At 46.7% G+C, this 25,390-nt stretch carries 32 protein-coding genes; 13 read left to right on the forward strand and 19 right to left on the reverse strand.

Features of this window, described 5'->3' with window-relative positions; translation table 11 throughout:
- Positions 1–23: 23 nt before the first annotated feature.
- From Q9R36_RS19975 to fabL, 7 genes are all read right to left on the reverse strand, one after another.
- Complete coding sequence (locus Q9R36_RS19975; protein ID WP_094769933.1) at positions 24–1,010, reverse strand: ABC transporter ATP-binding protein; 987 nt, start codon at positions 1,008–1,010, stop codon at positions 24–26.
- Positions 991–2,001, reverse strand: a complete 1,011-nt coding sequence (locus Q9R36_RS19980) for an ABC transporter ATP-binding protein (protein ID WP_311225783.1) — start codon at positions 1,999–2,001, stop codon at positions 991–993. Before Q9R36_RS19980 ends, Q9R36_RS19975 begins: the two co-directional genes overlap by 20 nt.
- 370 nt (positions 2,002–2,371) lie before the next feature.
- On the reverse strand, positions 2,372–4,120 hold the full coding sequence (locus tag Q9R36_RS19985) for an ABC transporter ATP-binding protein (RefSeq protein WP_009795205.1): 1,749 nt from the start codon (positions 4,118–4,120) through the stop codon (positions 2,372–2,374).
- Positions 4,121–4,227: 107 nt separating this feature from the next.
- Positions 4,228–4,758, reverse strand: coding sequence for a nucleoside tri-diphosphate phosphatase (gene ntdP / locus Q9R36_RS19990; RefSeq protein WP_009795204.1), 531 nt, complete (start codon positions 4,756–4,758; stop codon positions 4,228–4,230).
- 238 nt (positions 4,759–4,996) lie between these two features.
- Positions 4,997–5,251, reverse strand: coding sequence for a YgaB family protein (locus Q9R36_RS19995; RefSeq protein ID WP_009795203.1), 255 nt, complete (start codon positions 5,249–5,251; stop codon positions 4,997–4,999).
- 637 nt (positions 5,252–5,888) lie between these two features.
- Complete coding sequence (locus Q9R36_RS20000) at positions 5,889–6,086, reverse strand: gamma-type small acid-soluble spore protein (RefSeq protein WP_009795202.1); 198 nt, start codon at positions 6,084–6,086, stop codon at positions 5,889–5,891.
- 87 nt (positions 6,087–6,173) lie between these two features.
- Entirely contained in the window at positions 6,174–6,923 is a 750-nt protein-coding gene (fabL, locus tag Q9R36_RS20005; protein WP_311225848.1) for an enoyl-[acyl-carrier-protein] reductase FabL, read from the reverse strand.
- Positions 6,924–7,041: 118 nt separating this feature from the next.
- Between fabL and Q9R36_RS20010 the strand changes: the two genes are divergently transcribed.
- Positions 7,042–7,266, forward strand: a complete 225-nt coding sequence (locus tag Q9R36_RS20010; RefSeq protein WP_009795200.1) for a hypothetical protein — start codon at positions 7,042–7,044, stop codon at positions 7,264–7,266.
- Between the two features lie 246 nt (positions 7,267–7,512).
- On the opposite strand, the gene mutY is transcribed toward Q9R36_RS20010, so the two are convergent.
- Complete coding sequence (gene mutY / locus Q9R36_RS20015; protein WP_009795199.1) at positions 7,513–8,610, reverse strand: A/G-specific adenine glycosylase; 1,098 nt, start codon at positions 8,608–8,610, stop codon at positions 7,513–7,515.
- 48 nt (positions 8,611–8,658) lie between these two features.
- The gene (locus Q9R36_RS20020; protein WP_022543508.1) at positions 8,659–8,976 is read right to left on the reverse strand and encodes a hypothetical protein; all 318 of its coding nucleotides are present in this window, start codon (positions 8,974–8,976) and stop codon (positions 8,659–8,661) included.
- 116 nt (positions 8,977–9,092) lie between these two features.
- Here Q9R36_RS20020 and Q9R36_RS20025 point away from each other — a divergent pair, with 116 nt between their 5' ends.
- Entirely contained in the window at positions 9,093–10,073 is a 981-nt protein-coding gene (locus Q9R36_RS20025; protein WP_022543507.1) for a metal-dependent hydrolase, read from the forward strand.
- Between the two features lie 26 nt (positions 10,074–10,099).
- Here the strand turns inward: Q9R36_RS20025 and Q9R36_RS20030 are convergent, their stop codons facing one another.
- Positions 10,100–10,375, reverse strand: coding sequence for a YfhJ family protein (locus Q9R36_RS20030; protein WP_022543506.1), 276 nt, complete (start codon positions 10,373–10,375; stop codon positions 10,100–10,102).
- A 130-nt stretch (positions 10,376–10,505) separates the two neighbouring features.
- Between Q9R36_RS20030 and Q9R36_RS20035 the strand changes: the two genes are divergently transcribed.
- Together Q9R36_RS20035 and Q9R36_RS20040 are read left to right on the forward strand one after the other, a co-directional pair.
- A complete protein-coding gene (locus Q9R36_RS20035; protein ID WP_009795195.1) occupies positions 10,506–10,679 on the forward strand; it encodes a small, acid-soluble spore protein K in 174 nt (57 codons plus the stop codon).
- Positions 10,680–10,701: 22 nt separating this feature from the next.
- The gene (locus Q9R36_RS20040) at positions 10,702–10,860 is read left to right on the forward strand and encodes a YpzG family protein (protein WP_009795194.1); all 159 of its coding nucleotides are present in this window, start codon (positions 10,702–10,704) and stop codon (positions 10,858–10,860) included.
- A 12-nt stretch (positions 10,861–10,872) separates the two neighbouring features.
- On the opposite strand, the gene Q9R36_RS20045 is transcribed toward Q9R36_RS20040, so the two are convergent.
- Positions 10,873–11,217, reverse strand: coding sequence for a YfhH family protein (locus Q9R36_RS20045; RefSeq protein ID WP_035403156.1), 345 nt, complete (start codon positions 11,215–11,217; stop codon positions 10,873–10,875).
- A gap of 118 nt (positions 11,218–11,335) precedes the next feature.
- Here Q9R36_RS20045 and Q9R36_RS20050 point away from each other — a divergent pair, with 118 nt between their 5' ends.
- On the forward strand, positions 11,336–12,010 hold the full coding sequence (locus tag Q9R36_RS20050; RefSeq protein WP_009795192.1) for an SDR family NAD(P)-dependent oxidoreductase: 675 nt from the start codon (positions 11,336–11,338) through the stop codon (positions 12,008–12,010).
- Between the two features lie 50 nt (positions 12,011–12,060).
- Here Q9R36_RS20050 and recX read toward each other — a convergent pair whose 3' ends face one another.
- Positions 12,061–12,873 (reverse strand): recombination regulator RecX, encoded by an 813-nt coding sequence (gene recX, locus Q9R36_RS20055; RefSeq protein ID WP_248138439.1) that lies wholly within the window; start codon positions 12,871–12,873, stop codon positions 12,061–12,063.
- A gap of 121 nt (positions 12,874–12,994) precedes the next feature.
- Here recX and Q9R36_RS20060 point away from each other — a divergent pair, with 121 nt between their 5' ends.
- The 3 genes from Q9R36_RS20060 (at position 12,995) to Q9R36_RS20070 (ending at position 14,368) form a co-directional block, all read left to right on the forward strand.
- Positions 12,995–13,897, forward strand: a complete 903-nt coding sequence (locus tag Q9R36_RS20060; protein ID WP_148950959.1) for a TIGR01777 family oxidoreductase — start codon at positions 12,995–12,997, stop codon at positions 13,895–13,897.
- A 73-nt stretch (positions 13,898–13,970) separates the two neighbouring features.
- Complete coding sequence (locus tag Q9R36_RS20065) at positions 13,971–14,096, forward strand: YfhE family protein (protein ID WP_009795189.1); 126 nt, start codon at positions 13,971–13,973, stop codon at positions 14,094–14,096.
- 89 nt (positions 14,097–14,185) lie between these two features.
- Positions 14,186–14,368, forward strand: coding sequence for a YfhD family protein (locus tag Q9R36_RS20070; protein ID WP_022543504.1), 183 nt, complete (start codon positions 14,186–14,188; stop codon positions 14,366–14,368).
- Between the two features lie 76 nt (positions 14,369–14,444).
- Here Q9R36_RS20070 and Q9R36_RS20075 read toward each other — a convergent pair whose 3' ends face one another.
- The gene (locus Q9R36_RS20075; RefSeq protein ID WP_101551683.1) at positions 14,445–14,954 is read right to left on the reverse strand and encodes a DoxX family protein; all 510 of its coding nucleotides are present in this window, start codon (positions 14,952–14,954) and stop codon (positions 14,445–14,447) included.
- A 498-nt stretch (positions 14,955–15,452) separates the two neighbouring features.
- On the opposite strand from Q9R36_RS20075, the gene Q9R36_RS20080 reads away from it, so the two are divergent.
- The 4 genes from Q9R36_RS20080 to Q9R36_RS20095 all read left to right on the forward strand — a co-directional run bounded on the left by Q9R36_RS20080 (position 15,453) and on the right by Q9R36_RS20095 (position 18,841).
- A complete protein-coding gene (locus tag Q9R36_RS20080; RefSeq protein ID WP_035403153.1) occupies positions 15,453–15,776 on the forward strand; it encodes a PadR family transcriptional regulator in 324 nt (107 codons plus the stop codon).
- Positions 15,773–16,642: a permease prefix domain 1-containing protein gene (locus tag Q9R36_RS20085; RefSeq protein WP_009795185.1), complete on the forward strand. Its 870-nt coding sequence runs from the start codon at positions 15,773–15,775 to the stop codon at positions 16,640–16,642. The genes Q9R36_RS20080 and Q9R36_RS20085 overlap by 4 nt, the downstream gene beginning before the upstream one ends.
- Before the next feature lie 13 nt (positions 16,643–16,655).
- Positions 16,656–17,705: a TolB family protein gene (locus tag Q9R36_RS20090; RefSeq protein WP_101551679.1), complete on the forward strand. Its 1,050-nt coding sequence runs from the start codon at positions 16,656–16,658 to the stop codon at positions 17,703–17,705.
- An 80-nt stretch (positions 17,706–17,785) separates the two neighbouring features.
- Complete coding sequence (locus tag Q9R36_RS20095) at positions 17,786–18,841, forward strand: M20 family metallopeptidase (RefSeq protein ID WP_094769052.1); 1,056 nt, start codon at positions 17,786–17,788, stop codon at positions 18,839–18,841.
- A gap of 52 nt (positions 18,842–18,893) precedes the next feature.
- Here the strand turns inward: Q9R36_RS20095 and Q9R36_RS20100 are convergent, their stop codons facing one another.
- On the reverse strand, positions 18,894–19,622 hold the full coding sequence (locus Q9R36_RS20100; RefSeq protein WP_094769053.1) for a DsbA family oxidoreductase: 729 nt from the start codon (positions 19,620–19,622) through the stop codon (positions 18,894–18,896).
- A 171-nt stretch (positions 19,623–19,793) separates the two neighbouring features.
- Here Q9R36_RS20100 and Q9R36_RS20105 point away from each other — a divergent pair, with 171 nt between their 5' ends.
- Complete coding sequence (locus Q9R36_RS20105) at positions 19,794–19,985, forward strand: alpha/beta-type small acid-soluble spore protein (RefSeq protein ID WP_009795181.1); 192 nt, start codon at positions 19,794–19,796, stop codon at positions 19,983–19,985.
- 131 nt (positions 19,986–20,116) lie between these two features.
- On the opposite strand, the gene Q9R36_RS20110 is transcribed toward Q9R36_RS20105, so the two are convergent.
- From Q9R36_RS20110 to Q9R36_RS20130, 5 genes are all read right to left on the reverse strand, one after another.
- Complete coding sequence (locus Q9R36_RS20110; RefSeq protein WP_009795180.1) at positions 20,117–20,527, reverse strand: ClpX C4-type zinc finger protein; 411 nt, start codon at positions 20,525–20,527, stop codon at positions 20,117–20,119.
- 123 nt (positions 20,528–20,650) lie between these two features.
- A complete protein-coding gene (locus tag Q9R36_RS20115) occupies positions 20,651–23,308 on the reverse strand; it encodes a YfhO family protein (protein WP_311225784.1) in 2,658 nt (885 codons plus the stop codon).
- Complete coding sequence (locus Q9R36_RS20120; protein WP_148950955.1) at positions 23,272–23,682, reverse strand: GtrA family protein; 411 nt, start codon at positions 23,680–23,682, stop codon at positions 23,272–23,274. Before Q9R36_RS20120 ends, Q9R36_RS20115 begins: the two co-directional genes overlap by 37 nt.
- A complete protein-coding gene (locus tag Q9R36_RS20125; protein WP_094769056.1) occupies positions 23,663–24,634 on the reverse strand; it encodes a glycosyltransferase family 2 protein in 972 nt (323 codons plus the stop codon). The genes Q9R36_RS20120 and Q9R36_RS20125 overlap by 20 nt, the downstream gene beginning before the upstream one ends.
- The gene (locus Q9R36_RS20130) at positions 24,631–25,380 is read right to left on the reverse strand and encodes a glycerophosphodiester phosphodiesterase (protein WP_094769057.1); all 750 of its coding nucleotides are present in this window, start codon (positions 25,378–25,380) and stop codon (positions 24,631–24,633) included. The genes Q9R36_RS20125 and Q9R36_RS20130 overlap by 4 nt, the downstream gene beginning before the upstream one ends.
- Between the last annotated feature and the right edge of the window lie 10 nt (positions 25,381–25,390).

Consider the following 25,390-nt stretch of genomic DNA (forward strand, 5'->3'; position numbering starts at 1 on the left):
CCCCTTTTAATATCTTTCTTTTATCATGCATGCACCCTGTTACTGGTGTATAAGTGGCAGGCTGCAAAATGACCTTCTTCAATTTCTTCCAGCTGCGGCCGTTCGACCGTGCAGATTTCCATGCACTCCCTGCACCTTGTATGGAAAGCGCAGCCTTTTGGCGGATTAGCCGGGCTCGGGATATCTCCGCTCAGAAGCTCCGCTTCCTTGCGCAAATCTGGATCCGGGACCGGCACCGCTCCAAGAAGGGCTGACGTGTAGGGATGCAAAGGCTTTTCATACAGCTTTTCAGCCGTCGTGATTTCTACCAGCCTCCCAAGATACATCACTCCCACCCTGTCGCTGATATGTCTGACAACACCCAGATCATGGGCTATGAAAATATAAGTCAGCTGAAACTCCTTCTGCAGGTCTTCAAGCAGGTTCAGCACCTGTGACTGTATGGAAACATCGAGCGCAGAGACCGGCTCATCCGCAATGATCAGCTTCGGCCTGGTCATCAGGGCCCGTGCAATCCCGATCCTTTGCCTTTGTCCGCCGCTGAACTGGTGGGGATATCTTTTCGCATGCCAGCTGCTCAAACCGACGACTTCGAGCATCTCTTTTACCTTTTGCTTCCGCTCTTTCTTATCCCCCATCCCGTGGACGATCAGCGGCTCCTCAAGGATTTTTTCGACTGTATGGCGGGGATTCAGGGAAGCAAACGGATCCTGGAATACCATTTGCATTTCCTTGCGCATCTTTCTCATTTCCGAATCGTTCAGTCCTGTCAGTTCTTTCCCTTCAAACAGCACCTTTCCTTCGGTTGGTTCAATCAGCCTCATCAGCATCCTGCCGGTCGTTGACTTACCGCAGCCGCTTTCCCCTACAATCCCGAGTGTTTCCCCTTTATTGACATAAAAGCTGACATCATCAACGGCCTTTACATCTCCGGTCTTCTTGCCAAAAAGGCCGCCCGTTATTGGGAAATACTTTTTAAGCTGATTGACCTCAAGCAGAACTTCCGTCATTGGCTGCACCTCCTGATTCATCATGAAGAAAGCATCTTACTGTGTGCACCGGCGAATTTCCCCGGTACAGCTCCGGCGTTTCCGACAGACAGCGGTCATGGACAAATTCGCATCTTGCCGCAAATCGGCAGCCATGCTTGACTGAACCAGGCTTAGGGACATTACCCGGTATCGAGTATAGCCTGTCCTTCCTCTCCCTTATATCGGGGACCGACTGGAGAAGCCCGATTGTATAAGGATGCTTGGCGTTTTTGAAGATTTCCCTGACAGGCGCTTCCTCGACTACCTTGCCTGCATACATGACTATGACCCTTTCACAGACCTCGGCAACAACGCCAAGGTCATGGGTGATCATCATGATGGCCGTATCAAGCTTTTTATTCAAGTCCTTCATAAGAGCGAGGATCTGGGCCTGGATCGTCACGTCGAGCGCTGTAGTCGGTTCATCCGCAATCAGCAGCTTCGGATGGCAGGAGAGGGCCATGGCAATCATCACCCTTTGCCTCATCCCCCCTGAAAGCTGGTGCGGATATTCCTTCATGATCTGCTCTGCCCTTGGCAGCCCTACAAGCTTGAGCATTTCTACAGCCTGGCTGGCCGCTTCCTTTTTCTTTATTTTCTTATGTATCATAATGCCCTCAACCAGCTGGCTGCCGATTGTGAACAGCGGGTTAAGGGAAGTCATCGGCTCCTGGAAAATCATCGCCACTTCATTCCCTCTTATTTCCCTCATCCTGCTCTCTGAAGCTGCAACCAGATCCTCGCCATTGAGCAGAATCTCGCCGCCTGTGATTTTCCCGGGCGGCTGGGGGATCAGCTTCATGATTGACAGCGACGTCACGCTTTTGCCGCAGCCTGATTCGCCTACTATTCCCAGAATTTCACCTTTACGGACCGAAAAACTGATTTCATCCACAGCTGGTATTTCTCCATCTGAAGAAAAAAAGGAGGTTTTCAGCTGCTTTACATCTAAAACGGGAGCTTGACTCACACCATTACTCCTTCCTTTTTTCCATGCTGAAGCACTGGTCTTTCATGGGTTCTCCTGATTTCCTGCAGTTTAAATGCCGTGAACCAGGAGGGCATCCTCACAGTATGCCCCTTTAAATTTGTACCTTTGGTCACTATCTTTTTCTCATTCTATAAAAAAAGATTAAACAAGTCTACTGATTTTTCCAAATTATTTAAATATATTAAATCTTTGAAATAGTATTTAGGAATACTAAATAAATCCAGTAAATGAAAGCGGCTTTTCCAATCATATGCTCTGGTGTTTTGCTATATGAGCAAAATTACCTGTATTAAATTGGAAAAAACCCTCCCCTTCTACAAGATTACTTCTGTAGAAGAGGAGGGTTTTCTTAATGCTCCAGCTGCTGTACCTGGAATAAGTTATAATAATGACCCTGTCTGGCCATAAGTTCTTCATGATTGCCGATTTCGGCAATTTCCCCATTCTCGATATGGACAATCCTATCGGCATGGGTAATCGTGGAGAGCCGGTGGGCTACAATGAATGTGGTCCTGTCTTTAGCCAGCTTTTCCAAAGCCTCCTGGATGAGATGCTCGCTTTCCAGGTCAAGAGCCGATGTAGCTTCATCAAGAATCAGGATCGGCGGATTCTTCAGGAAAATCCTTGCGATGGCCACCCGCTGCTTTTGCCCCCCAGACAGCTTGACACCCCTTTCCCCGACTTTAGTCTCATAACCTTCCGGGAGGTTCATGATGAAATCATGTGCATTGGCTGCCTTGGCAGCTGCAATCACTTCTTCATCACTCGCATGCGGCTTGCCGAGAAGGATATTGGTTTTAACGGATTCACTAAAAAGGATATTATCCTGCAATACAATTCCGATTTTATCACGGAGAGAACGTACCTTAAACCGCCTGATATCCGTCCCATCAAGCAGGATTTCCCCCTTTGTGACGTCGTAGAAACGGGGAATCAGGCTGATCAAGGAAGATTTTCCTCCTCCGCTCATCCCAACGAGTGCAATCGTTTCTCCCTGCCGGACATCAAGGGAGATATCCTTTAACACAGTTTCTTCTTCCTTATCATATGAGAAGTCCACATGGTTGAATTGAATATGGCCCTTCACATTGGTCACTTCAATGCTGTCCGGCGAGTCATCAATGTCGTACTTTTCATCAGCCAGCTCAAACACCCGGTCCATGGATGCAATCGACTGCGTCAGGGTGGTGGAAGAATTGACAAGCCGGCGAAGCGGATTATAAAGCCTGTCAATATAGGCGATAAACGCCATCATTGTTCCAATCGACAAGTCGTCCTGTATAACCAAATAGCCTGAATAGCCGATGACGATCAATGGCGCTATATCGGTTATGGTGTTAACGACAGCGAAAGCCTTCGCATTCCATTTTGTATGGTCGATGGCTTTCTCCAGGAAATTTTTATTTTGGCTGTCAAACTGCTTCTGCTCATGATCTTCAATGGCAAAGCTCTTTACAACGGCCATTCCCTGGACACGTTCATGCAAATATCCCTGAACCTCGGCCAGCGCCTGTGAACGCACACGGGTCAGTTTTCTCAGGTTCCCGAAGAAATACCTGACACTGAAAGCATAGAATGGGAAAAGAATCAGAGAAACAATCGTCAGTGTAATATCCATATTGAACATAATTACGACCGCTATAATAATTGTTGCAATATCAAGCCATAGGTTCATAAGGCCTGTCACTACAAAGGTTTTTGTCTGTTCCACATCATTGATGACCCTTGAAATGATTTCCCCTGCCCTGTTATTGGAATAAAACTTGAAGCTGAGCTTCTGGATATGGTGAAACAGACTATCACGGATATCATAAAGGATTTTGCTTGCTGTCCATTGTGCGAAATACTGCCGGTAATACTCAATCGGCGGACGGGCCAGCACAAAAATGACAATCATGGCTCCCATGATCCATAGCAGCCTTTCCGTTTTTCCGCTCTGGGACAGTAAATCATTCCCGACGATATCATCAATTACATATTTAATTAAAAGCGGAATCAAAAGCGGAATGGCAAATTTTATAATGCCGATTAAAAGTGTGCCGATAATTTGCAGCCGGTACGGCTTAACAAACTTCATATATCTTTTGATGCTGTCCAATTGCTGCCCCCCTTAATGCTCTCTCTATAGAATACCTCTTTTAAACAGATAAAAACCTGTTGAAACAAGGTCAACAGGTGCTACATAGGCATTTTTTATCCTTAATATCAGCGTCTGTAGGTTAAATATCTTTCATACCAAATGTCGATAAAATCCGGGGCAAAAGGCCCTTTCCGCTGGCGGATCCACTGGATCAGCTTATCGACATTCGCTTTTAATATCCGGTCGATGACTTCAGGATAGTTCATTTCCTTCCGGTGCCGCTCATATTCATCTTCATCAAGAAGATTGAATGTCATATCCGGAAAAACCTTGATATCCAGGTCATAATCAATATACTTCAGCGCTTCGCCGTCAAATATAAAAGGAGAGCTGATATTACAGTAATAATACACGCCATCCTCCCGGATCATACCAATGATATTGAACCAGTACTGTGAATGAAAATAACAGATTGCCGGCTCCCGGGTCACCCAGGTCCTTCCGTCGGATTCGGTTACAATCGTCCTGTCATTTCCTCCGATCACAAGACTTTGTGTCCCTTTTAGGACAGTCGTTTCCTCCCAGACGCGATGGATGTGCCCATTGTGTTTGTAGCTGTGTATTTGCATCGGTTCTCCTTCGATGGGTACGCCCATTTCTTCTCCCCTACTTTCATTCCCAAACGCTTTGCAACCTATCAAATGACTTGCACAAGTTTCCTAAAACGACAAAAGGCAACAAAGAACGTATTATTTCCTATTATTATAACGGTTAAAGAAAGAATTTAAAACAAAGAGCCATTGAAAATCTCTCAATGGCCCTATCTATCCCATATAGTCACTCTTGAAGCACAAGGATCCAGCCTGTTTCCCGGCCTTCCCTGCTGCCTATCTCTCAGCCGCAGGTCAGATTCACTTCCTGGTACGACCTTATTACCTCTTCCGTCTGGGTTTCAAACACCCGGTGGATCTCGCGCAATTCCTCTTTCATGCGGTGGATTTCAAACTGGACGCTTTCCAGCTCCGTTTCCTCCTGGATTATCTTAAGCTCATGCTCAATTTCCTGGCAGCGTTCCAGTTCTGACTGAAGAAACAGGAGCTTTTCCATCGTTTTCATCTGTTCAGATACCAGCAGGTCAAAAGTACTCATACAGGTCACCGTCCCAATTTCAGATTCTACCTATGTATTTCGGCTTTGCCCCAATCTTTCCTTTGACTAGTTCTGCTGATTGAAAGGAAGTTTTGTCGAATAGGGAAAAGCGGAAGCGCCTTGTTCATCCCCGACAAGCAGAAGACACCCCTCCCGGAAAGGCGATCTTTTCCTTTTTGGAAGGGTGGCTTGTGACCTCGAGGGGCTAGGCGCTGGAGCTGGACAATGTTCGAAGCCGGGTTCTGCCTTCTAAACTTTTTCAAAAGCGCTTTTTATTTTACATTAGCAAGCCCTCAAAATAAGCGGAGATTCTACGGTTAAGCTGCTGAATATAGTACGGATGGGTATAAATTAGCGGAGAATTTCCGGTTAAGTGGAGCGAAGTGAAGTTGCCCATTTTCCAGTTTTTTGAGTCAATAGACGGAATTTCTCCGTCTATTTGAGCTATTTTTAGAGTTTTTTTGAAAATAGGGGGATTTCTCCTCTTATTTTTCAACCTGACACTGACTCCCTCATCCAGGTCCGGGAAGGTTGGCTTTCCGGGAGGGTATGGCACTCAAATAACAGCATTTAATGCGAAAAGAGCAAAATAAAAAGAAGGCACTCTTTGCGGATAAAAGAGTGCCTTCCCGTACAATTAGCGGCTTTGTCTGCCAGCGTTTTGACCTTTGCGGGCTTCAGCCTGCTGGTTTTGCTGACGTACTTCTTGAGCGTTTGTTTCGCTAGCGAACTCAGTGCCGAATTGACCTTGCTGGCCTTGAGAAGCTTGAGCGTTTTGCTGGCGCACTTCCTGGATGTTAGTGCCAGCTTGAGTTTGGTTTTGTCTGTTTGCCATTGTTAATCACCTCCACGACTATTAATTTAACCAGCCGCAGAGAAAATATCCTTTAATTTTCAGGAAAAAAATTCTAATTTAAACTTATTATACGAGCAGGGAGATTCCTCCGTCGACTATGATGGTCTGCCCCCTGATCATGCCTGATTTATCGGACAGCAGGAACATGACTGCGTTGACCATATCTTCAATCTCAACCATCCGCCCTGCCGGCGTCTTCTCCCTTGCCTCAGATAAAAGGTCTTCCCGGTTTGGGAAATGCTTTAATGCCTCTGTGTCGACTGCACCCCCGGAGACTGCGTTGACAGCGATATTCATCGGCGCGAGCTCAACAGCCAGGTAGCGGGTTAATGCTTCCAGTGCCGCCTTTGATACACCGACTGTTGTATAGTTTTCCAGATAGCGGATCGAGCCGAGCGAGCTGATGCTGACAATCTTGCCGCCCCCGCTCTCCTCCATCAATTTGGCTGCTTCCTGTGCACAGAACAGCAGGGCCTTGCTGTTGATGTTCATCGTCCAATCCCAATGACTTTCTTCAAGCTCCATAGCAGGGCGAAGAACACCGGATGCCGCATTATTCACAAATACATCCAGCCGGCCGAATTCATTCCTGATTTCCTGGAAAAGAACCTTAATCTTCTCTACATCTCCAACATTGGCCCTTACGATCAGGGCTTTTCTGCCAAGAACTTCAATTTGTTCTGCTGTTTCCTGTGCAGACTTTTTGCTCCTGGCATAATTGATGACAATATCATATCCTTCCTTGGCAAGGGAAATGGCAGTCGCCTTCCCGATGCCCCGGCTGCTTCCTGTTACAAGTGCTACTTTTTGTGTCATGAATCGTAATTCCTTTCCTGTTTCATTTGTTTTCATTTTATCTTTTCCATGTATATCTGGCAAACAGGATTATAACACTATTCTTAAACAACAGGCTCAAAGAGAAAGGAATGAAAGTATGTACGTCGGAAGGGATATGACTGAACTAACCATGGTGAAAAAGACGGAATGGAAGGACAGCGAACTGGCCTTCTTCCATCACTCCATGCAGCAGGTAGTTCCCTACCTCAATGCAGAGGGACAAACCATCCACCGTGAAATCATAGAAGAAATCGAAAACCGCGGCGGCCTTAAAAGGCAGGAAGCTGACTATACACATGGGACACGGGTCAGTTACGAGTAGACATGCGGAAAAGCCTGGTTCAATAGAGGAACGCGGACTAAGAGCGCCACGTCCTGTGGCAACGTCCGCATGACCCGCATCTGTGGGCCTCATGCATAAGACGAGCAGGTCGGAAGGTTGTTCTTTACCTTCTGGCCTGTTTGGCTTATGACTCGAGGTTCCAGCGCCCGGAGCTGGACAAGTAGAAAAGCGAAAAATCCTTGTTTCCTAATTCACAAAAAAACAGCAGGGCTGCCCCCTGCTGTTCTATTTATGCTCCTGCACGTGCTTGAGCATTTTCTGATGGGAAACCGGAAAGGCAAATTCCTTCAGCTCTTCTTCGGTTACAAGCTTCAGATCGCTCCGTTCTTCTTCCAGGGAAAGCAGTGTCCCTTTATAAACATGGATATGCCATGTTAGGTGGGTGAACACATGGTCGATCTGTCCTGTCATCTCAGCTGTTTCTATTATGGCGCCATACTGCTCTTTGATCAGTTCTGCCAGCTGATCTTTTTCATGCAGGAAAGCAAGGCTGATTTCAGTATTGGGAAACTCCCACAGATTGGCCAGCAGGCCCTTTTCAGGCCTTTTCCTGATCAGGTATCTGCCCTCTCTGTCCCGCAGCACGACAGCGGCAATCTGGACATCCTTCTGCTTTTTGTTCTTTGTCTTTATCGGCAGTTCACTCTGCTTGCCTTCATAAAAAGCATGGCAATGCTCACGGACTGGGCACAGCAGGCAGGATGGCGACGTCGGGGTGCAGATGAGCGCACCCAATTCCATGAGTGCCTGGTTGAAGAATGATGGGTTTTCGTGTGAAATGAGCTCCCGCACCGCCTCTTCAAAAATCTTGCGGGTTGCAGGCTTTGCAATATCCTCCCAGATGGAGAGAATTCTTGACAGCACCCTCATTACATTTCCGTCGACGGCCGGCTCCGGAATGCCGTAGGCTATGCTCAAAATGGCCCCTGCCGTATAAGGGCCGACCCCTTTTAATGAGGAAATTTCCTTCGGATTATCAGGAACCCTGCCGCCGTAATGTTCATGAACCTCCCTTACAGCTGCCTGCAGGTTCCGGGCTCTTGAATAATAGCCAAGCCCCTCCCACGCCTTCAGCACCTTGTCTTCCTCAGCCTCTGCAAGCGCCTCGATTGTCGGAAATTGTTCGATGAACCGGTTGAAATATGGAATGACTGTGTCGACCCTTGTCTGCTGGAGCATGATTTCCGATACCCATACCTTATAGGGATCCTGATCCTGCCTCCATGGCAGTGTCCGCTGTTCCTGTTCAAACCAGCCGATCAGGTCCTGGCGGAAGGTTTCTTTATTAAATGCATCTAAGTTGGCTAATGCTGTTTTTTTCAATTTTGATCCTCCGGATGTTAAACTTCCATGAAATATGGGAATATAATATTAAAGTTTCTTTTTCAAAGCCCAGAATCGGATTTCTTCGAGACCGCCGGGTATGAAGCTGTCCAGGCAGCCGAATGCAGAGTGCCCGCATGAGCTTCTCAGCTTTTTCAGCGCGAAATAATGGGCTTCTGTCGGCAGTGAGCAGGTTTCCGTAACGAACGAAGGCTCATGTTCAGCCCCAGAGTAGACGAACGAAATGTCAGCTGCTTCATACACAGGGAGAAGCGCTGCGATTTTTTCGATAGTGCTTTTAAAAAGATTCAAATCTGCTGGATGAACTTCGTACTGCAAAAACATTTGGACTTCATGCTTCATCATTATATTGGCAGCTCCTTTAACGTAAACCATTAATGGCTTTGATGACAAGCTTTTTACTGATAAAATACAGAAACAGCGCAACTTCAGATTATTCCATGGAAGGAGGTTCTTTCCTCTTGGATACAGGCACACATGTGGTCATGGGCTTTGCACTCGGCGGGCTTGCCACTCTGGACCCCGTTGTAGCAGATAGCACAGCAACAGCGACGAGCGTCATGATCGGGGCGCTCATCGGCTCTCAGGCCCCTGACATTGATACAGTATTAAAGCTTAGAAACAATGCAGTCTATATACGGAATCACAGGGGAATCACGCACAGCATCCCGGCTGTCATCCTGTGGCCGCTTGCAATACTCGCGGTCATCTATCCATTCTTCCCTGAAGCAAATTTGCTTCACCTATGGATTTGGACATTTGGGGCCGTATTCCTCCATGTTTTTGTCGACATATTTAACTCTTATGGGACACAGGCTTTAAGGCCATTTTCTTCCAAATGGGTTGCCCTTGGGATCATCAATACATTTGACCCGTTCATTTTCGGCATCCATGTTGCCGGTTTGTTCATATGGATACTGGGTGCACATCCCGGCTATACATTCCTGGCAATCTATGCCGTACTGATTGCATACTATATCATCCGGTTCCTTGCCCAGCGGGCCGTCCTGAAAGCGGTGAAAGCCATTATTCCTGACAGTACGGAAATCATCATCGCCCCGACCATGAAATTCCATCAGTGGAGGCTTGCCATCATGACTGAACATCAGTTCTTTGTCGGCCGGGCCAATAATGGGCATATCGATATCCTGGATCAGTTCAACAGGGTGCCGGTACCTCAGACTCCTGTGCTGGAAGCTGCCAAAAAGGATAAAAATTTGTCGGCATTTCTTTCCTTCTCCCCTGTATACAGGTGGGAGGTAGAAGATCTCGAGGAATCATTCGAAGTCCGGTTCATTGATCTCAGATACCGCAGCAACGGACATTACCCATTCGTTGCCGTCGTCCAGCTGGACAATGACCTGAATATCATTTCTTCTTATACAGGGTGGATTTTCAGTGAGGAAAAGCTGCGGAAGAAGCTCGATATTATCCCAAATTAAAAAAGATGGCATTTTTGCCATCTTTTTTAATGGAGATTTTTATCATCCGGTTTCTGCTCCAGCAAATTCTTATATTTTGGATTGCTGGCAACAAAGTCATGAAGCCTTGCACCATAGTTTTCAATCCACTGCCTGACAATTCTGTCTGTCACCTGGCTTCCTTTATACTCATAGCCCGCTTTTGCACGGGTCGTTTCAAAATCATCCCACAAAAGCTCTACCCATGTCCGGGCCTGGCCGTAGGAAAGGTTGCCGTTTTTCTCCATGAGAAGCTCAACCAGTCTTTCTTGTGTTTCAAACATAGACAGCACCTCTTTGCCAAATATTATTGTTATTGCATTTCGTTCATAAGCCTGCTTTTTTAAACACATACTATTCTTGCGCGGCTAATCAAGGCAGCACGCGCAAGCATACCTCGAGGAGGGGAAACGAATGCGGAACAAAGCAAAAAATTTCCCAAATCAGAATCATAACAAGTTTGAAGGCGAACCGCGCGCGAAAGCAGAATATGCTTCAAAACGCGCAGACGGGTCAATCAACACCCATCCGCAGGAACGCATGCGGGCGTCATCAAACCGTACAGATGATACACCTGAATTATTTTAACCAATAATGAGGAGGTTTGATTATGGGAAACTCTAAAAAGTTTTTTGATAACAATCCTTATTCCAGTCCGTTTACTGGTCCCTTTTACCGCCCGAAGCATGCACATGCCCAGGTAAATGGGCAGACCCAGCAATCGCAGGACCTCATTATTCTGAAAAGGCAAACAAGGAAACAGGCCTAGCCTGCAGGGAAATCAGAGCTCTCCGCTCTGATTTTCCTTTAATTCCTTCAGCATGGAAATCGGAAGCGCCTCTTCCTCCTTTCCGCCATGCAGCCTGAAGCCCCAGGCGAACACACCATTCAAATAATCTATTTTAAAATATGAGCCGGGATCGCCATCCACTTCATAAATCTCCCCTGCTTTAAAGTCCTTCGGATCAAGAAGGTATGCTTTGGCCATGACGGCTTTTCTCTCGAGGACAGCAAATTCACTGAGCATGCCCATTTGTTCAGCCTTTCTCGCCTGTTCATGCAAGCTGGCGATTTCCTGCTGCAGTTCGTACTGGGAAAGCTGACTGTATCTTTTCTCCTGCGCCATTATAATCCATCCTTTTTTATTCCTGTGTCCGGCCTGCCGGAGGAAAACTTCATCTTTTTTTAGTATAGTGAAAAGAGCTGTATAAATAAAGGACTTTACCCTTGAAGGAGGACTCAACATGCAATCAGTTATCATCACCGGCGCTGGCACCGGTCTTGGAAAGGAGCTGGCCCTTAAATACGCCGGCCTTGGTTTCCATATCATACTATCCGGAAGGCGTGAAGCAGCTCTCCAGGAAACGAAAGAAGCAATCTCCAGCCAGGGGGGAAAGGCGGATATCCTGATTCTTGATATAAGCAAGCCGGCTGAAGTAAAGGAGAAAGCTGCGGGACTGCCAGAGCAATTTGATTTGTACGGTGTGATCAACAATGCCGGCGTTGGGCATTTCGGTCCTTTTGAAGACCTGAAGGACGAGGAGCTCCATGATATGCTCACAGTCAACCTGATGGGCACCATCTACATGGCACAGGCACTCCTCCCTGCTATCAAGCAAAAGAAGGGCAGCTTCCTTATGAATATCATTTCAACTGCCGGGCTGCGCGGCAAAGCAAATGAAGCTGCATACTGTGCCAGCAAATTCGCGGCCCGGGGCTTTACTGAAAGCCTGCAGAAAGAATACGAAAACGATCCGGTCCTGATCCAGGCAGTATATATGGGCGGCATGGACACCCCATTTTGGGATCATAACAACTATATTTCAGACCGCTCACGCCTCCGCTCACCTGCTGAGGTAGCCGGCATAATTACCGAGAACCGTTTTGAAGAGAAGATTGTGATTGAATCCGGAAAATGATTGGATGTAGAACAAAAAAACAGGCAGCGCAAATACCCGCTGCCTGTCTTCTATTCTTCCTCTTCCTTTTCCTCAAGGAACCGGTCAATCAATTCAATCGGAAATCCTTTTCTAAAGAGTGCCTGCTTCATTTTTTGCCTATATTCATAGCCCTGCAGCTTTTCGTATTTCCGATAGGCTTTTTCTCCCTGATAGCGGATGGCGTCCATTTCGCCGTCATCGTCTTCCTCAAACTCTGCCTCTTCGACGGCAATATTGATTACGGAGAAAGGATAGCCTTTCCTGAGGAGCATCTGCTCAAGCTTCTGTTTCAGAAGCCTCTGTGATTCCCTGCTGTACTTTTTTGCATATTTCTGGCACAGCTTTACTGCTGCTTCGACCTGGTCCTCAACAGGGAACTCCTGTATGGCTTCCTCTATATCAGGCTGTGATATCCCCTTCTCCTTCAGCTCCCGTTTAATGACGTCAGGGCCTTTATCAGACGTATTGGCCTGTGTCCTCACATAAGCGATGGCAAATTCGTTGTCATTCAGAAATTTATATTCGTACAGCTTAACGATGACTTCATTGATGATGCTTTCATCTGTTTCTTTTTCAGCAAGATGCTTCCTTACCTCTGTTTCCGATCTCATTCTTCTGGATAAATAATGAATAGCCTGGTTATAAGCTTTTCTGATTTCATCCTGAAATTCTATTTGGGTCAGGGAGAGCGCGTCAAGCTCCATCCCTTTTTTCAGGCCGAATTTGATGATGACATCTTCATCGGCACTGAAGGCATACTGCTCACCCTTGCCATAATCCATAAAAATGTTATAGCGGTCCTTCCTTTTTTGCTGGACTGATATTTTTGTGATTACCGGCATCCTCTTCACCTCTCTCTCCACTTTATCACAATGTGCTGCATCACTTGCAAACTGCAGCCTGGAAAAGGAGTTTACACAGGAAAAAGCGTATAAATACAGTATAGGAAAAGGAGGTCCACCCATGAGAATAGCGATTACAGGCGGAACCGGCTTTGTCGGGCATGCCCTTGTGAAGAAGCTCGCAGAATCGGGCCACACGGTTTTCATTTTGACGAGGAGCACAGAAGGAAAAAAGAACGGAAACAATATTCACTATGTCCAGTGGCTGAATGAAGGTGACAATCCGGCGGCACAGCTGAAAGAGATTGATTATATCGTCAACCTGGCTGGCGAATCGATCAACAGCGGCAGATGGACGGAAGAACGTAAGAAAAGGATTATTAAAAGCAGGCTGGATGCCACAGAGGCTGTCCTGAACATAATCAGTGAGCTAAAAGAAAAGCCTGAGGCTCTGATCAATGCCAGTGCAGTTGGCTACTATGGCACTTCGGAAACAGAGACGTTTACAGAAAGTAATAAAGAACCGGCGGGGGACTTTTTGGCTCAGACTGTTAAACAGTGGGAAGAAAAGGCGGCAGAGGCAGGCAGATGGGATGTCCGCACCGCATTCTGCCGATTCGGGATCATTCTTGAAAAGAATGACGGGGCGCTCCCCCGGATGGCTCTTCCCTATAAACTTTTTGCAGGAGGCAATCTCGGCAGCGGCAATCAGTGGGTTTCATGGATCCATCTTGAAGATGTGGCAAGGGGCATTATGTTTGCCATGGAAAATAAAAACCTAAGCGGCCCGGTTAATTTTACGAGCCCCCATCCTGTCCAAATGAAGGACTTTGGCAGGACCTTGGGAAGCACCCTCCACCGCCCCCACTGGATTCCTGCTCCAGCCTTTGCACTTAAGCTCGCTCTTGGGGAAATGAGCAAGCTGGTGCTCGAGGGGCAGCGCGTTCTTCCTGCTAAGCTGGAGGCTGCCGGATTCAGTTTCCGCTATCCTGGGCTTGAGGAAGCACTGAAAGATATTTATTAAGAAGGTATGATTCCTTCCTTTTTAGGAAAAATTAAGAAAAGGAGTTCATTTTTTCGGAAAGGGATGGTGCCTGATGGATAAAAAATCGAAAGATAAGTCCAAGAGTACATTGTCAAGCATGCAGGAGGTTGTTTACTCCAGGGAGTTCAAGCTGGCAGACCAGGCCGGCGGCTTTACGAAGAAAAAATCCAAGCATTGATGCAAAATGCTCATAATTGCCTTGATAGGGTGCAAGCTAAGAGTACGGAAGCCAATTCCGTACTTTTATTGTTGAAAGGGGTTTTTCGAATGGGCCGTGCACATGGACACAAAACTCGGGATAAAAACAAAGCATCACTTCCACAAGTTCCGAAGAACATGAAATCAGATGGACTGGATGTCGAATTTGACCGCGACCTTGCAGACCATGATGATTTAGAAGCAATGGCACGTTCAAAAGCTGCCGACCAGCGCGCCAAAAACAGCCGCTGACCGGCTGAGGGCATTTGCCCGCACTCTCTCAGCATAAAAAAAGCAGCAGGTCCAGAACCTGCTGCTTTTCTCTTTCCTAGTGCCCGTGGGCATGCCTTTTCGCAAAAACGGCCGTTTTCTTCTTCTTTGCCATGTTCTTAAAATAAGGAATCATGATGCGGTCAGCACCCCAGTAATAGGCTGCCCCGCCTGCGAATAAGAGGAGGACCGCTGCTGTGTATAAAATCGGATTCGTGCTTACTGTACCGGCCAGAAGAAAGTTAAGATTCATGAATGCACCCGCAATCAGGGCAGGAATGGTTGCTGCCCCAAGTACAAGCCCGGCTCCAACCAGAAGTTCTCCCCAAGGTATCAGAACATTGAACAATCCAACATTCGGAAGAGCAAAGTGCTCGAGGAATCCGGCATACCAGCCCTGTACAGCTGGATGGTCCCCTCCTGCCTGGGCGATCGCCCCCTGCAGGAATCCCCCTGCATCAAAGCCATCAGCGAGTTTATGCCATCCCGCTTCAATCCATTGAATGCCGAGCCATATTCTTAATACAGTCCATATTGCCGCTGCCTGTGGAGTTTTCAGCACTTTCATGATCATCGTCTCCCGCTTTGTTATTTTGTGAATAACTTCACAATACTAAACAAAAAATAATTAAGCCGGCCAGCTTTTACAAGAAAGTTTGTGAATATCTTCACTTACTTTCTACACTTTTAATATACTCCATGTTTTTCCTTTCTGCAACGCACTTCACAATATGTTCATATTCTTTTTACTCTGTGAATAAAAAGTATCCACAACCCTGTGAATTTTGTGGATAATCTAAATAATCTCATATTTACTAACGCTTTAATCAGTTAACATAATAATGAGCAAAACTTCTGATAATTCTGTGGATAATGTGGATATGTCTGTGGAATACTTTTCTGTTCATGTTTTCCCTGTTAATAAGTCTCTGGATAACATGCTATAAGACCTACACCCCTGAGTCTTTAAACCTATACAAGTATAGATAAAACTATAAGATTAACCCTTGCAATACGAGGTACATCGTATTACACTGTTAGTAACATTAGGAAAAAGGTGATGGAAATGGATAAGGAAATGATGAAAGGGAGTACAGATCTCCTGCTTTTATCGCTCATTGCCCAAAAGGATTTATATGGCTATGAAATCACAAAAATCCTTAAGGAAATCTCCGATGAAGCTTATGTAATGGGTGAAGGCACTCTCTACCCTGCCCTCAAGCGCCTGGAGAAAAAGAAGTTTGCAGAGTCATACTGGAGCGAAACGGCAGCAGGGAGAAGGAAATATTACCGTATTACTGAGGACGGCCTGCAGGAGCTGGAAAAGAAGCGAAAGGACTGGAGCCTGATCGAAAGCATGATCCGCAAAAGCTCGGGGGGATTAACGTGAAATCGCAGCTTGAACGTTTTGTCATGAAAATTGTCCAGCATACCGAATGCTCCAAAGAAGAAAAAGAAGATCTATTCGAGGAGCTTATGGTACATCTGCAGCTTTCAAAAGAGCACTTCCAGGAACAGGGCTTCAGTGAAAGCGAAGCCGAACAGAAAGCGATGGAACAGTTTGGCGAGGAAGGGGAAATCGGAAGCCAGATTCAGCAGTCTCTCTTTCCATACCGAAAAGAAATGATGCTGACGCTTGCCATCTCTTCCATCCTTTTTACAATAGGCGCTTATCTGGGACAGCTTTTGATCAATGGAGATGCCCATATCGGCTGGCTGCTGCTTTCCATGGGCGCGAGTTCCATGATTCTTTTCCTTGCCGTGAACCAGGTTTTCCACCTGAACCGGAAGCTCTGGATGAACTCCCTGCTGATTTTGCATATCCTTGTTTATGCGGCCGGCTATCTGCTGGCCAGCAATCTGGATCATAGCATCTCACTCGGACTTTCGATCTGGGATTGGCTCAATATCCTTCTTGCCATTGTCCTTGTCTATCGGACGACACTGTATGATTTCAGCGCCAGCAGCGGCAAGATGGATAAAACTTTGAAAAAGCTTCATGCCATCAATATTACCGCCGGCGTCCTGATCACAGCTGCCTGCCTCTTTTTTGCCTGGGGAGGGCTTATCATGATAGGCCTGCACCCGGTCATATTGATTTCTTTAAGCCCGATACTCTTCTGGGTCATCCTCTATGTGATCCAGATCAAGGTTGCAGGAAAAAATAAGAAACTGGCATACGGACTCTCGGCGATTCCCTTCATCGCCATCCTGGCAGGCCTGGCACTTATCTACGCGCCTGCCCTGTTTTACTAGAAAGGAGCTTTTCATGAAAAAGAAAAGTATCATCCTGCTGTTTTCATTTATTGGAGGCATCACGCTCCTGCTTATCCTCCTCGGGCTTAATCTGGATAAATCCGAAAATGAAAAGCAGAATGGGATTACCAATCAATATGATATATCCTCACAGAATACGATTGCTTATGTAAATTACAAAGATGGCAAACCAAGCCTTATGCTGTACAACAAGGAAAAAGATATCAATGCTGAGGCATTTTCCCTGGACAGCTCAAGAATGATCCTGGATCCGAGCTTTTCCTATGACGGATCTCTGCTAAGCTTCATTTCCACCAATAAACAGCAGGATGAAGATACAGCGTTTAAAACCACCATCCATATTCTTGATTTATCGACAAAGCAGGTCACAGATGCTTTTACCGAGAATGAGCTTATCACGGAAACTGAATTTTCTCCTGTTGATGATACTCTCTATTATTTGCGCGCCGGCACCTTTCAGAACTATTCACCTATTGCCAGCAAACGGCCGCATGACCTTGATGTCTGGTCATTTAATCCGGCTGAAGGCGAACATAAGCAAATAACTGATCTGAAGAGCTATTCTATGCACAGCCTCCAGCTCAGTCCGGGAGAAAACAGTGTTTTTATCCAGATGGATGATGACCAGGGTGCTGATACACCTGAAGAAACCTTTGAGGTGAAGCAGCGCATATTTGAAATCCCCATAGATAACCCTGATAGCATGAAGATAGCAGGTGATCCTGACAGAAAAATGGATGTTTTTGATTTCACCTTCTCTCCTGATGGAGACACAATGATTTTTCAATCCATCAGTAACTCTGATGAAGGAGGAACCTATGAATATGAGCTGTATAAAATGGATGTGGATTCCGGAGAGGAAGCCCAGCTTACCCATTTAGGGGAGTATACAGACAGGCCGGTATTCAGTGCTGATGGTGACCGCGTATACTTTATGGTCGATAAGCGTTTTGCTAAAGGGTCGCCCGAGTATCATCTGTACAGCGTGAAACTGAATGGCAAAGAAATAGAAAAGATAGAACTGCCTCTTTCAGAAGACTAGAAAGAGGCTTTTTCCCTTTTAAACTCGAGAATACAGGGTATAAGTCCTATAACCCATAGACAGAGGAGGTAGGGAAAAAAATGCTGGAAAACCTGCTGAAAGAGCTGATCAGCATCAACAGCTCGGACAAAGAAGGGGCCAATGAAGCTGTTGCCTATTGCGGGCACTGGCTTGAGGGCCACGGGCTCCCTGTACATATCATTGAAAATAACGGCTACAAAATGCTTGTTTCAGAGATAGGGAGCGGCAATGAAACCATTGTCTGGAACGGCCATGTAGATGTTGTTTCAGGCAAAGAAGATCAATTCATCCCCGTAGAGGTGAAAGACAAGATTTATGGCAGAGGGGCCGCCGATATGAAAGCTGGCGTGGCAGCGATGATGTGCGCCTTCAAAGAGCTGAAGGAGGCGCCGCTTGGGGTCAAGCTTCAGCTTCAGATCGTTTCTGATGAGGAAATCGGCGGGTTCAACTGCTCCGGCTACCTTGCCGAAAATGGATACCGCGGCGATTTTGTCATCTGCTCAGAGCCGACCCAGCTTGGAATCGCCCTCCAGGCAAAGGGCGTCATGCGCCTCGAAATTGCCATTGATGGAGATCCGGCCCACGGAAGCCGGCCATGGGAAGGCATCAATGCGATTGAAAGGGCATATGAAGTCCATGGAAAGCTGAAGGAGCTCCCTTTTGCCAAAGAAAGCTCCGAATTCTATCCTTCCCCTTCCATCAACCTGGCCAAAATCCGCGGAGGCGATGTATATAATAAAGTCCCGGAAAAATGCGAGCTTTTTTACGACATCCGCTATTTGCCCGGCCAGGATAAGGATGAAATCGTTAAACAGATCGAATCGATCACGGACGGGGAAGTGCTTGTCAGCATGTTCAGCAAACCGCTGCAAACAGCAAGGGACAACCCATTCATCTTAAAGCTGAAGCCGGTCGTTGATCGGCATATTAAAGATGAAGCGGTCTTTTTCGGACAGCATGGCTCTGCCGATACCGTCTTCTTTGCCAACTACGGCATACCGGCCATCGAATTCGGACCGAGCGGACTGCATTGGCATGGCGATAAAGAATATGTACTGCCGGAGTCTGTTCATGTATACAAGGAGATGCTGGTTGATTTTGCTGAAAGTTTTTAAAGAAAGGGGTTTGAAATATCTCTATTTCGAACCCCTTTTAGTCTGTTTCAATCTATTCTTTTTCCGGAACGATGCAGCTTCCATCCGTACAGCTGGCATCAGCCGCACCTTCCGGGGACAATTCCTGCAATTTCACTACAGGATTTTCTTCTTCCCACACCTTCTGGAGAGCGCTGGCAAAGGTTTCCGCAGGCTGGGCGCCTGAGATGGCATATTTCTGGTTGATGACAAAATAAGGAACCCCTGTAACGCCATATTGCCGGGCAATGCCTTCATCAATGCGGACATCATTGGCATAAGCTGTTTCATCCTTCAGAATGCTGAGCGCCTCTTCCCTGTCCAGTCCTGCTGCTTCCGCAAGACCAGCCAGCTCCTCGTGATCGCCTATGTTTTTTGATTCTGTGAAATAGGCATTAAGGAGCTTTTCCGTCAGAACAGCTTCCCTTCCCTTTGTTTTCGCGAATTTAGCCAGTCTATGGGCATCAAAGGTATTGCCCGGCTTCATTTCGTCAAAATTGAAGGTCAGGCCGACGCTTGCCGCCTGCTGCCCCACTCCCACATTGGCCTGCTTCGCCTGCTCGATGCTCATGCCGTATTTTTCAGCAAGTGCCTCATGAATGCTTCTCCCAGAGTAAGGGGCGGCATTCGGATCGAGCTCAAAGCTCTTGAACTCCACCTCTACCTGATCCCGGTATGGGAAATCCATCAATGCCCCTTCCAGGCGGCGTTTTCCTATATAACAAAACGGACAGACAAAATCCGACCATACTTCTATTTTCATCCTGGACACCTCATTTCTTAACTATCCCCATACTAGCACATCTTATCCCAAAACCCTCAGGCGGATGCTCAGGCATGCTTTCCCCGATTGTCTGTATCATGAAGCCTGCATCAGGTTAAGTTAAAAAAGAACAATATCCATTGTTCAATCCTTCGTCGGGAGTGATGGATCATGGCAAGAAACAAACTGTTGGTTCCTGGTTCAGCTAATGTACTTGATCAGATGAAGCAAGAAATAGCCAATGAGTTTGGAGTTGAGCTTGGTGCTGAAACGACCGCGCGGGCAAACGGCTCTGTCGGCGGCGAGATGACAAAGCGCCTTGTCGCCCTCGGAGAGCAGCAGCTCCAGAACAGGCAGCAATAGCGGGCCTTTGTGGAGCGGGAGACCCTTTTAGCGGGGGTCTCCTTTTTTATTGGCTGTGTTAAATATGAATGTTGATAATTAATTAGAGATAAGAAAAACCTTATAAGGTTTCCAAATTGCTTGTTAATGAATTATACTTCTGTGGATTGTGTTTTTATAACTTCAGCACCAAACTCTAAGCATTCAATACATATAGAAACTCCTGGTCCCATAGCTAATTCTCCGGCTTCTTCTTTACTTCTACGACAAAAAGAACAAGTGGTACCGTGTTCTGTATTGCTTAAACTATTTGGATTTGAAGTTTTCTCTAAGGCATTGTACAATTCATCAATTACTTTTGGTTCAATATAGTCGAAGTCTCCTTTTAATTTCACTGCAATAGTAGTATAAGCAATAGCCATTCCTTCATAGAAACGCTGCCTTTCTAATTGTTCACTACTTTTAGATTTCTCTTCACATAATGAGCTAAGTTTCTCTAATTCCAAGATCATATCTTCAATCTTGGCACCTCGAAATGTTTTTTTGCGAAAGTCTTTTTCCACTGCATACACCTCCTATTTTGTATGTACACATTTGTATACATACATAGTGAGATATATTCTTCACACATATAGATTGTTCCTTCAATTTCCAAATTTTTTCAGGAATTAACTTACTCTTTCACATTAAGAACTAACATTGATATGGCGAACGGACATGCGCCTTGATTTTTTAAAGAGCGCAGCAAGGCAAATGCTTATTGCAGCAAAAGAGAGTGCAAGCAGCAGAAAGAAATACGGCGGATAATAGACCATCTCGATCCTGTTCTGACCTTCCTGCAGCCGGAAGCCTGTAAATGCATAATTGGCCTTCAGCAGCTCTTCTTCCTCTCCATTAATCTTTAAGCGCCAGCCTTTTTCAAAAGGTAGCGGAATGATTGCATAATGCCCGCCTTCAATTTGAAGTTCAAATGACAGACGGTTTCCTGACCACTCTGCCTCTGGCGGAACATGGCGGCGTTCTTCTTTTTTCACATTTTCCAGCACCTCAAAGGTTTCTTCAAAAAGCTTAAAGTCCTTTAAATGATATTCTCCCTTTGGCATCCTAAGGGAAATCTGGTCCGCTGCCTTGACCCTTATGATCAGGTCATCCACACCCGTCCGGTATATAGACCCTTCTTCTTTCCTGATTGTCTGGAACTCATTGACCTCAAGGATAAATTCTTCCTTGTTGTTGATGCCATCAATATTGAAGCCAACCAAATAGTCTTTTGCAGAAGGATTTCTTTCACTGATCAATAAATCAATGCCGCCTTCCTCACCGCTGACCTTGAGTTTTCCGCCAGCATACTCAGCGTTTACTGGCTTGAATTCTGCCTGTGAAATCAGATTTCTGCTGTCCGGTATGGGGGCATTTGCTTTCCCCTTTTCAAGAACGATTCCCTTCAGCATCGCCTGTTCCTTTGCCGAAGGGGAACTTCCTTTCAGATCTTTTTCCAGATAAACGCTGTCAGCCGTCCGCACAAAAGGCAGGAGGTTTTCATTTTCATAAGCCTCATAATCGCCGGCAGAAGCTATTCTCTTAAAGCCGTAAGGAATGGAGGCATCTCCCTTCTCAGCAATATAATATTTTCCCATGAGGATGCTGTACAAGTTGGCCCGGTCCCCAAGGGAAGCATAGCGGCTGACGCTCTCACGCCCCATATCGATTTCAAGATCACTGAGATAAAACCATAGAAGCTCTTTATTTAAGATACTGGAATAGACACTCATCCCTCTGAAATCCTGGACAATCGGGGTATTATTCCTTAAAGGGATCATCCAGTCGATCCTTGCCAAAGGATCAGCGTTACCCTCCTGTACCAGCCGGATGAGCTCCTGCTGGTCTGCACCGTTATAGTCACGGCTGTTCATGAACTCCTTTGATACACGATATTCCGTCCCTGTCACGGTCAAACGCTCTTCCTGGTAAAAATTCGGGATCAGCACGCTGGTCAGGATGACAGCAGCTGAAAGCAGTACTCCGGCCTTTTTTCTGAAAAATGCTGCCCCGAGAAGGAAAACAGCAGCCGAAATGAAGGCTGCAATCGCCATATAAGCATCCTGCACTTCTTCAAATTCCAGCTTAGGGTCAAAATGATAGAACAGTATGTAAAATAAAGCCGCACCTGCTCCTGCTGATGCAAGCGGAAGAAGCTTGAGCCTGCCTGCCAGGGGGAGTGCAGCTCCTGCCGCCCCGCCGGCTGCAAGCGACAGCATATATTCCCAGCGGTACTGTGGAGCAGAAAAACCATTGAACAAGCTGCCTATAAACGGACTGAAATGCAGGATGGACAGAACGATCGTCATTGCAGCAAAAAACCGGAAATGCCTGTTCCTGTATAAAGGCTTTGCCAGCAGGCAGATGAGAACAAATGCCGGCAGATAGACAATTCTTCCGTTCAGCAGCAGATTGTCAATAAACTCAAAAGCAGGGATATGGTCCTCATATGCAGGTCGGTAATTGTTCAAATAGCCATATACGGCAGGAAAAAACGAAAAGCCGCTGATGCAGAATCCTGCGGCCAGCCCGATAATATAATGCTTCAGCTGGATCAGCTTGGCCCGCCCGTTTCCATCAAACGGGAGAATCCAGCGAAACAGGACATAAACGCCGGACAGAAGGAAATTAACATAAGCAAAATAAAAATTGTCAAACAAGCTGATGGACACCGCTCCAATAAACAGGCCAACACCCTTCCCCTGCATGATCCTTTCAATCCCTATCAGGAGGAGGAGAAGCCAGAGCATGCTGTCGGCAAAAAATTCCCAGTAGGTCACATGCCTGAAGTAAATGATGCTTGTGCCGTAAATGACAGCGCCAGTAAAGGCGGGCAGTGCTTTCATTCCCAGCATCCTGAAATAATAGGAGGCCAGAAGCAGGATGCCGGTCAGCCTGATGATGCTTACAATGAGGATGATGTCAGCCCAGTAAAAAATATCCGGCGCCCCGATCAGGCCGAGACTCTCAAGTATATAGGTTACAAGCATCGTAATCAGAAAGAAGATAGAAGTAGCAAAATAATAGCCAAGCTGGGTATAGGTGCCCCCGCCGAACCCGAAGTCAGGCGAATAGAAAAACTCCCCGCTGGTGTACTGCTCATACAAGAGCTGCTTGAACGGCTGCATTTGCGACAATCCATCGTTCATCCCGGTCATATAGCGGCCCTCGAACCACTCAGAAATAAAAAACATATGGCTCATTACAGCTGCCAGCAGACAGAAGAAAAAGAAGGCAGCCTTAGGCCATCTGTCTGCCTGAAGAAAGTTTAATAAGTTTGGTAAGTAGCTTCGCGCTTTTTGCATGATGTTTTCAGGACTCTCCCCGTTAAAATGAAAGTAGCTGGCAAAGTAAAGACGACTGCAATGACCGGTGCAAGGCTGCTGCTCACCTTCAGCCCATCTACAAGTATGAACAAGATGACTGCAGTCATGCCCGTATTGAACAGCTGTGTCAGCGGAAAGCGGATGAACGCCCCCCATGTCGGCTTCACTTTATAAGTAAATAGCGTGTTCAGGAAAAAAGAACCAATCAGGCTGCTTGCGAAACCTATACTATGCGCCAGGAAATAATGGAACCCTGCAAAATGGAGAAGAACAAGATAAATTGAGTAATAGTGCAGAGTATTAACCCCGCCGGTCACGGCAAAGCGGAAAAATTCACTGTGTATGAACCGCATGCTGCTCCCCTCTTTCGCTTGCTTGCTGAATATTGGTCTGCTGAATCAGATAATGCGGCCTTTTCTTTGTCTCATAATAAATGCGGCCGATGTATTCACCGACGATTCCCATGCAGACAAGCTGAATTCCTCCCAGGAAAAGGACAGCAGATATGGTCGTGAAATAGCCAGGAACAGAGACTCCATGCTGCATGATCTGGACAAAGGTAAATCCGATATATCCGAGCGAAAGCAGAAGGACAAAGGCGCCCAGATAAAAGCATGCCCTGAGCGGCTTGTGGTTAAAAGAAACGATCCCATCAATCCCGTAATTCAGCAGTTTAGGGAATGACCATTTTGTCTCCCCTGCTTCCCTTTGGACATTCTCGTATTCTATTATTTTCTGCTCGAATCCGATCCATGAATAAAGGCCTTTGGAAAAGCGGTTTCCTTCACTGAGCAGCAGGAGCGCCTTTGCTGCTTCTTTGCTCAGCAGCCGAAAATCTCCCTCACCGTCTGACAGCTGCACGTCCACTGCCCTGTTCACAAACCGGTAGAAGCAGGAGGAAACGAATGAACGCACCGGAGAATCTCCCGTACGGTTCCTTTTGGCAATCACCTGCCCATACCCTTCTTCATATCCCCTCACCAGCTGGCAGATCAGGGAAGGCGGATGCTGAAGGTCGGCATCCATCATGATGACCGCATCACCTTCTGCGTTCCGGAGTCCGGCAAGCATGGCCGCCTCCTTCCCGAAATTCCTTGTAAACGATATAAATTTTACTTCCTCATGGTGAAAAGCCAGCCGATGGATGGTTTCCATCGTGCCGTCCGAGCTCCCATCATCCACAAACAGGATTTCGTATTGATAAAAAAGGCTTGCCATTTCCGTCCGGATTGCCTCCAGCACCCTGGGGATATTCTCAGCTTCATTATAGGAAGGGATGATAAATGATATTTTTGCCTGATTCATTCTGCTGCCTCCATTTGCTCTTCCGGCTGGCCGACCATGATTTCCGGATGATTGGTTGTAATCTGGATGCTTCCGCCCAAGTCCTGCACCTTTTTCAAAGCTTCTTTGCCGTTGACTGTCCATGTGCCGATTTCAATGCGGGCGTCCAGCAGAGATTCAACTAACTCACGGGAGAGAAAGCCATAGTGAACGGATACATGGCTTGCCCCCGTATAAGCTGCCTGCTCTGCCAGGAGAGTCGCATGACCCAGGTAAATGAGGCCGGTGCGGATCCTCGGATCCAGCTCTTTCAGCTTCAGAAGTGAATGATGATCAAAAGAGATGACCAGGGCCTCTTTATAGAGTGAATATTTTCTGATCAATCCTGCCACTTTTTCTTCAAGTCCTTCATACATTCCGGCCATCTGCTTCAGCTCAATGAAAAGCTTCTTTTTTCCTTTGGCCATTTGAATGATTTCCTCCAGCGAGGATATCGTTTCGCCGGAATACTCAGGGCTGAACCATGAGCCTGCATCAAGGAGTGCCAGTTCAGCGGCAGTATGGTCCTTCACATATCCGCTCCCGTTTGTTGTCCGTTCCAACGTGTGATCATGAATGACAACAGGGATCCCATCCCTTGATAAATGGACGTCCAGCTCTATGGCAGAAATCATAGGGTGCTCAAGGGCGAGCCGGAAAGCGGCCGCCGTATTCTCAGGGGCTTTCCCGCTCCAGCCGCGGTGTGCAACACAGGCATTCTTCAGCATCAATCATCAT

The sequence above is a fragment of the Bacillus sp. AG4(2022) genome (genome assembly GCF_031844465.1).
In the GTDB taxonomy this organism is placed as follows: domain Bacteria; phylum Bacillota; class Bacilli; order Bacillales; family Cytobacillaceae; genus Bacillus_AB; species Bacillus_AB infantis.

Bases quoted from the DNA above. Each gene is read 5' to 3' on its own strand.
- Q9R36_RS19975 (WP_094769933.1), bottom strand. From the start codon at position 1,010: ATGACGGAAGTTCTGCTTGAGGTCAATCAGCTTAAAAAGTATTTCCCA.
- ntdP (WP_009795204.1), bottom strand. From the start codon at position 4,758: ATGGGCGTACCCATCGAAGGAGAACCGATGCAAATACACAGCTACAAA.
- Q9R36_RS19995 (WP_009795203.1), bottom strand. From the start codon at position 5,251: ATGAGTACTTTTGACCTGCTGGTATCTGAACAGATGAAAACGATGGAA.
- Q9R36_RS20000 (WP_009795202.1), bottom strand. From the start codon at position 6,086: ATGGCAAACAGACAAAACCAAACTCAAGCTGGCACTAACATCCAGGAA.
- fabL (WP_311225848.1), bottom strand. From the start codon at position 6,923: ATGACACAAAAAGTAGCACTTGTAACAGGAAGCAGCCGGGGCATCGGG.
- Q9R36_RS20010 (WP_009795200.1), top strand. From the start codon at position 7,042: ATGTACGTCGGAAGGGATATGACTGAACTAACCATGGTGAAAAAGACG.
- Q9R36_RS20020 (WP_022543508.1), bottom strand. From the start codon at position 8,976: ATGATGAAGCATGAAGTCCAAATGTTTTTGCAGTACGAAGTTCATCCA.
- Q9R36_RS20030 (WP_022543506.1), bottom strand. From the start codon at position 10,375: ATGTTTGAAACACAAGAAAGACTGGTTGAGCTTCTCATGGAGAAAAAC.
- Q9R36_RS20035 (WP_009795195.1), top strand. From the start codon at position 10,506: ATGCGGAACAAAGCAAAAAATTTCCCAAATCAGAATCATAACAAGTTT.
- Q9R36_RS20040 (WP_009795194.1), top strand. From the start codon at position 10,702: ATGGGAAACTCTAAAAAGTTTTTTGATAACAATCCTTATTCCAGTCCG.
- Q9R36_RS20045 (WP_035403156.1), bottom strand. From the start codon at position 11,217: ATGGCGCAGGAGAAAAGATACAGTCAGCTTTCCCAGTACGAACTGCAG.
- Q9R36_RS20050 (WP_009795192.1), top strand. From the start codon at position 11,336: ATGCAATCAGTTATCATCACCGGCGCTGGCACCGGTCTTGGAAAGGAG.
- recX (WP_248138439.1), bottom strand. From the start codon at position 12,873: ATGCCGGTAATCACAAAAATATCAGTCCAGCAAAAAAGGAAGGACCGC.
- Q9R36_RS20060 (WP_148950959.1), top strand. From the start codon at position 12,995: ATGAGAATAGCGATTACAGGCGGAACCGGCTTTGTCGGGCATGCCCTT.
- Q9R36_RS20065 (WP_009795189.1), top strand. From the start codon at position 13,971: ATGGATAAAAAATCGAAAGATAAGTCCAAGAGTACATTGTCAAGCATG.
- Q9R36_RS20070 (WP_022543504.1), top strand. From the start codon at position 14,186: ATGGGCCGTGCACATGGACACAAAACTCGGGATAAAAACAAAGCATCA.
- Q9R36_RS20075 (WP_101551683.1), bottom strand. From the start codon at position 14,954: ATGAAAGTGCTGAAAACTCCACAGGCAGCGGCAATATGGACTGTATTA.
- Q9R36_RS20080 (WP_035403153.1), top strand. From the start codon at position 15,453: ATGGATAAGGAAATGATGAAAGGGAGTACAGATCTCCTGCTTTTATCG.
- Q9R36_RS20090 (WP_101551679.1), top strand. From the start codon at position 16,656: ATGAAAAAGAAAAGTATCATCCTGCTGTTTTCATTTATTGGAGGCATC.
- Q9R36_RS20095 (WP_094769052.1), top strand. From the start codon at position 17,786: ATGCTGGAAAACCTGCTGAAAGAGCTGATCAGCATCAACAGCTCGGAC.
- Q9R36_RS20100 (WP_094769053.1), bottom strand. From the start codon at position 19,622: ATGAAAATAGAAGTATGGTCGGATTTTGTCTGTCCGTTTTGTTATATA.
- Q9R36_RS20105 (WP_009795181.1), top strand. From the start codon at position 19,794: ATGGCAAGAAACAAACTGTTGGTTCCTGGTTCAGCTAATGTACTTGAT.
- Q9R36_RS20115 (WP_311225784.1), bottom strand. From the start codon at position 23,308: ATGCAAAAAGCGCGAAGCTACTTACCAAACTTATTAAACTTTCTTCAG.
- Q9R36_RS20120 (WP_148950955.1), bottom strand. From the start codon at position 23,682: ATGCGGTTCATACACAGTGAATTTTTCCGCTTTGCCGTGACCGGCGGG.
- Q9R36_RS20125 (WP_094769056.1), bottom strand. From the start codon at position 24,634: ATGAATCAGGCAAAAATATCATTTATCATCCCTTCCTATAATGAAGCT.
- Q9R36_RS20130 (WP_094769057.1), bottom strand. From the start codon at position 25,380: ATGCTGAAGAATGCCTGTGTTGCACACCGCGGCTGGAGCGGGAAAGCC.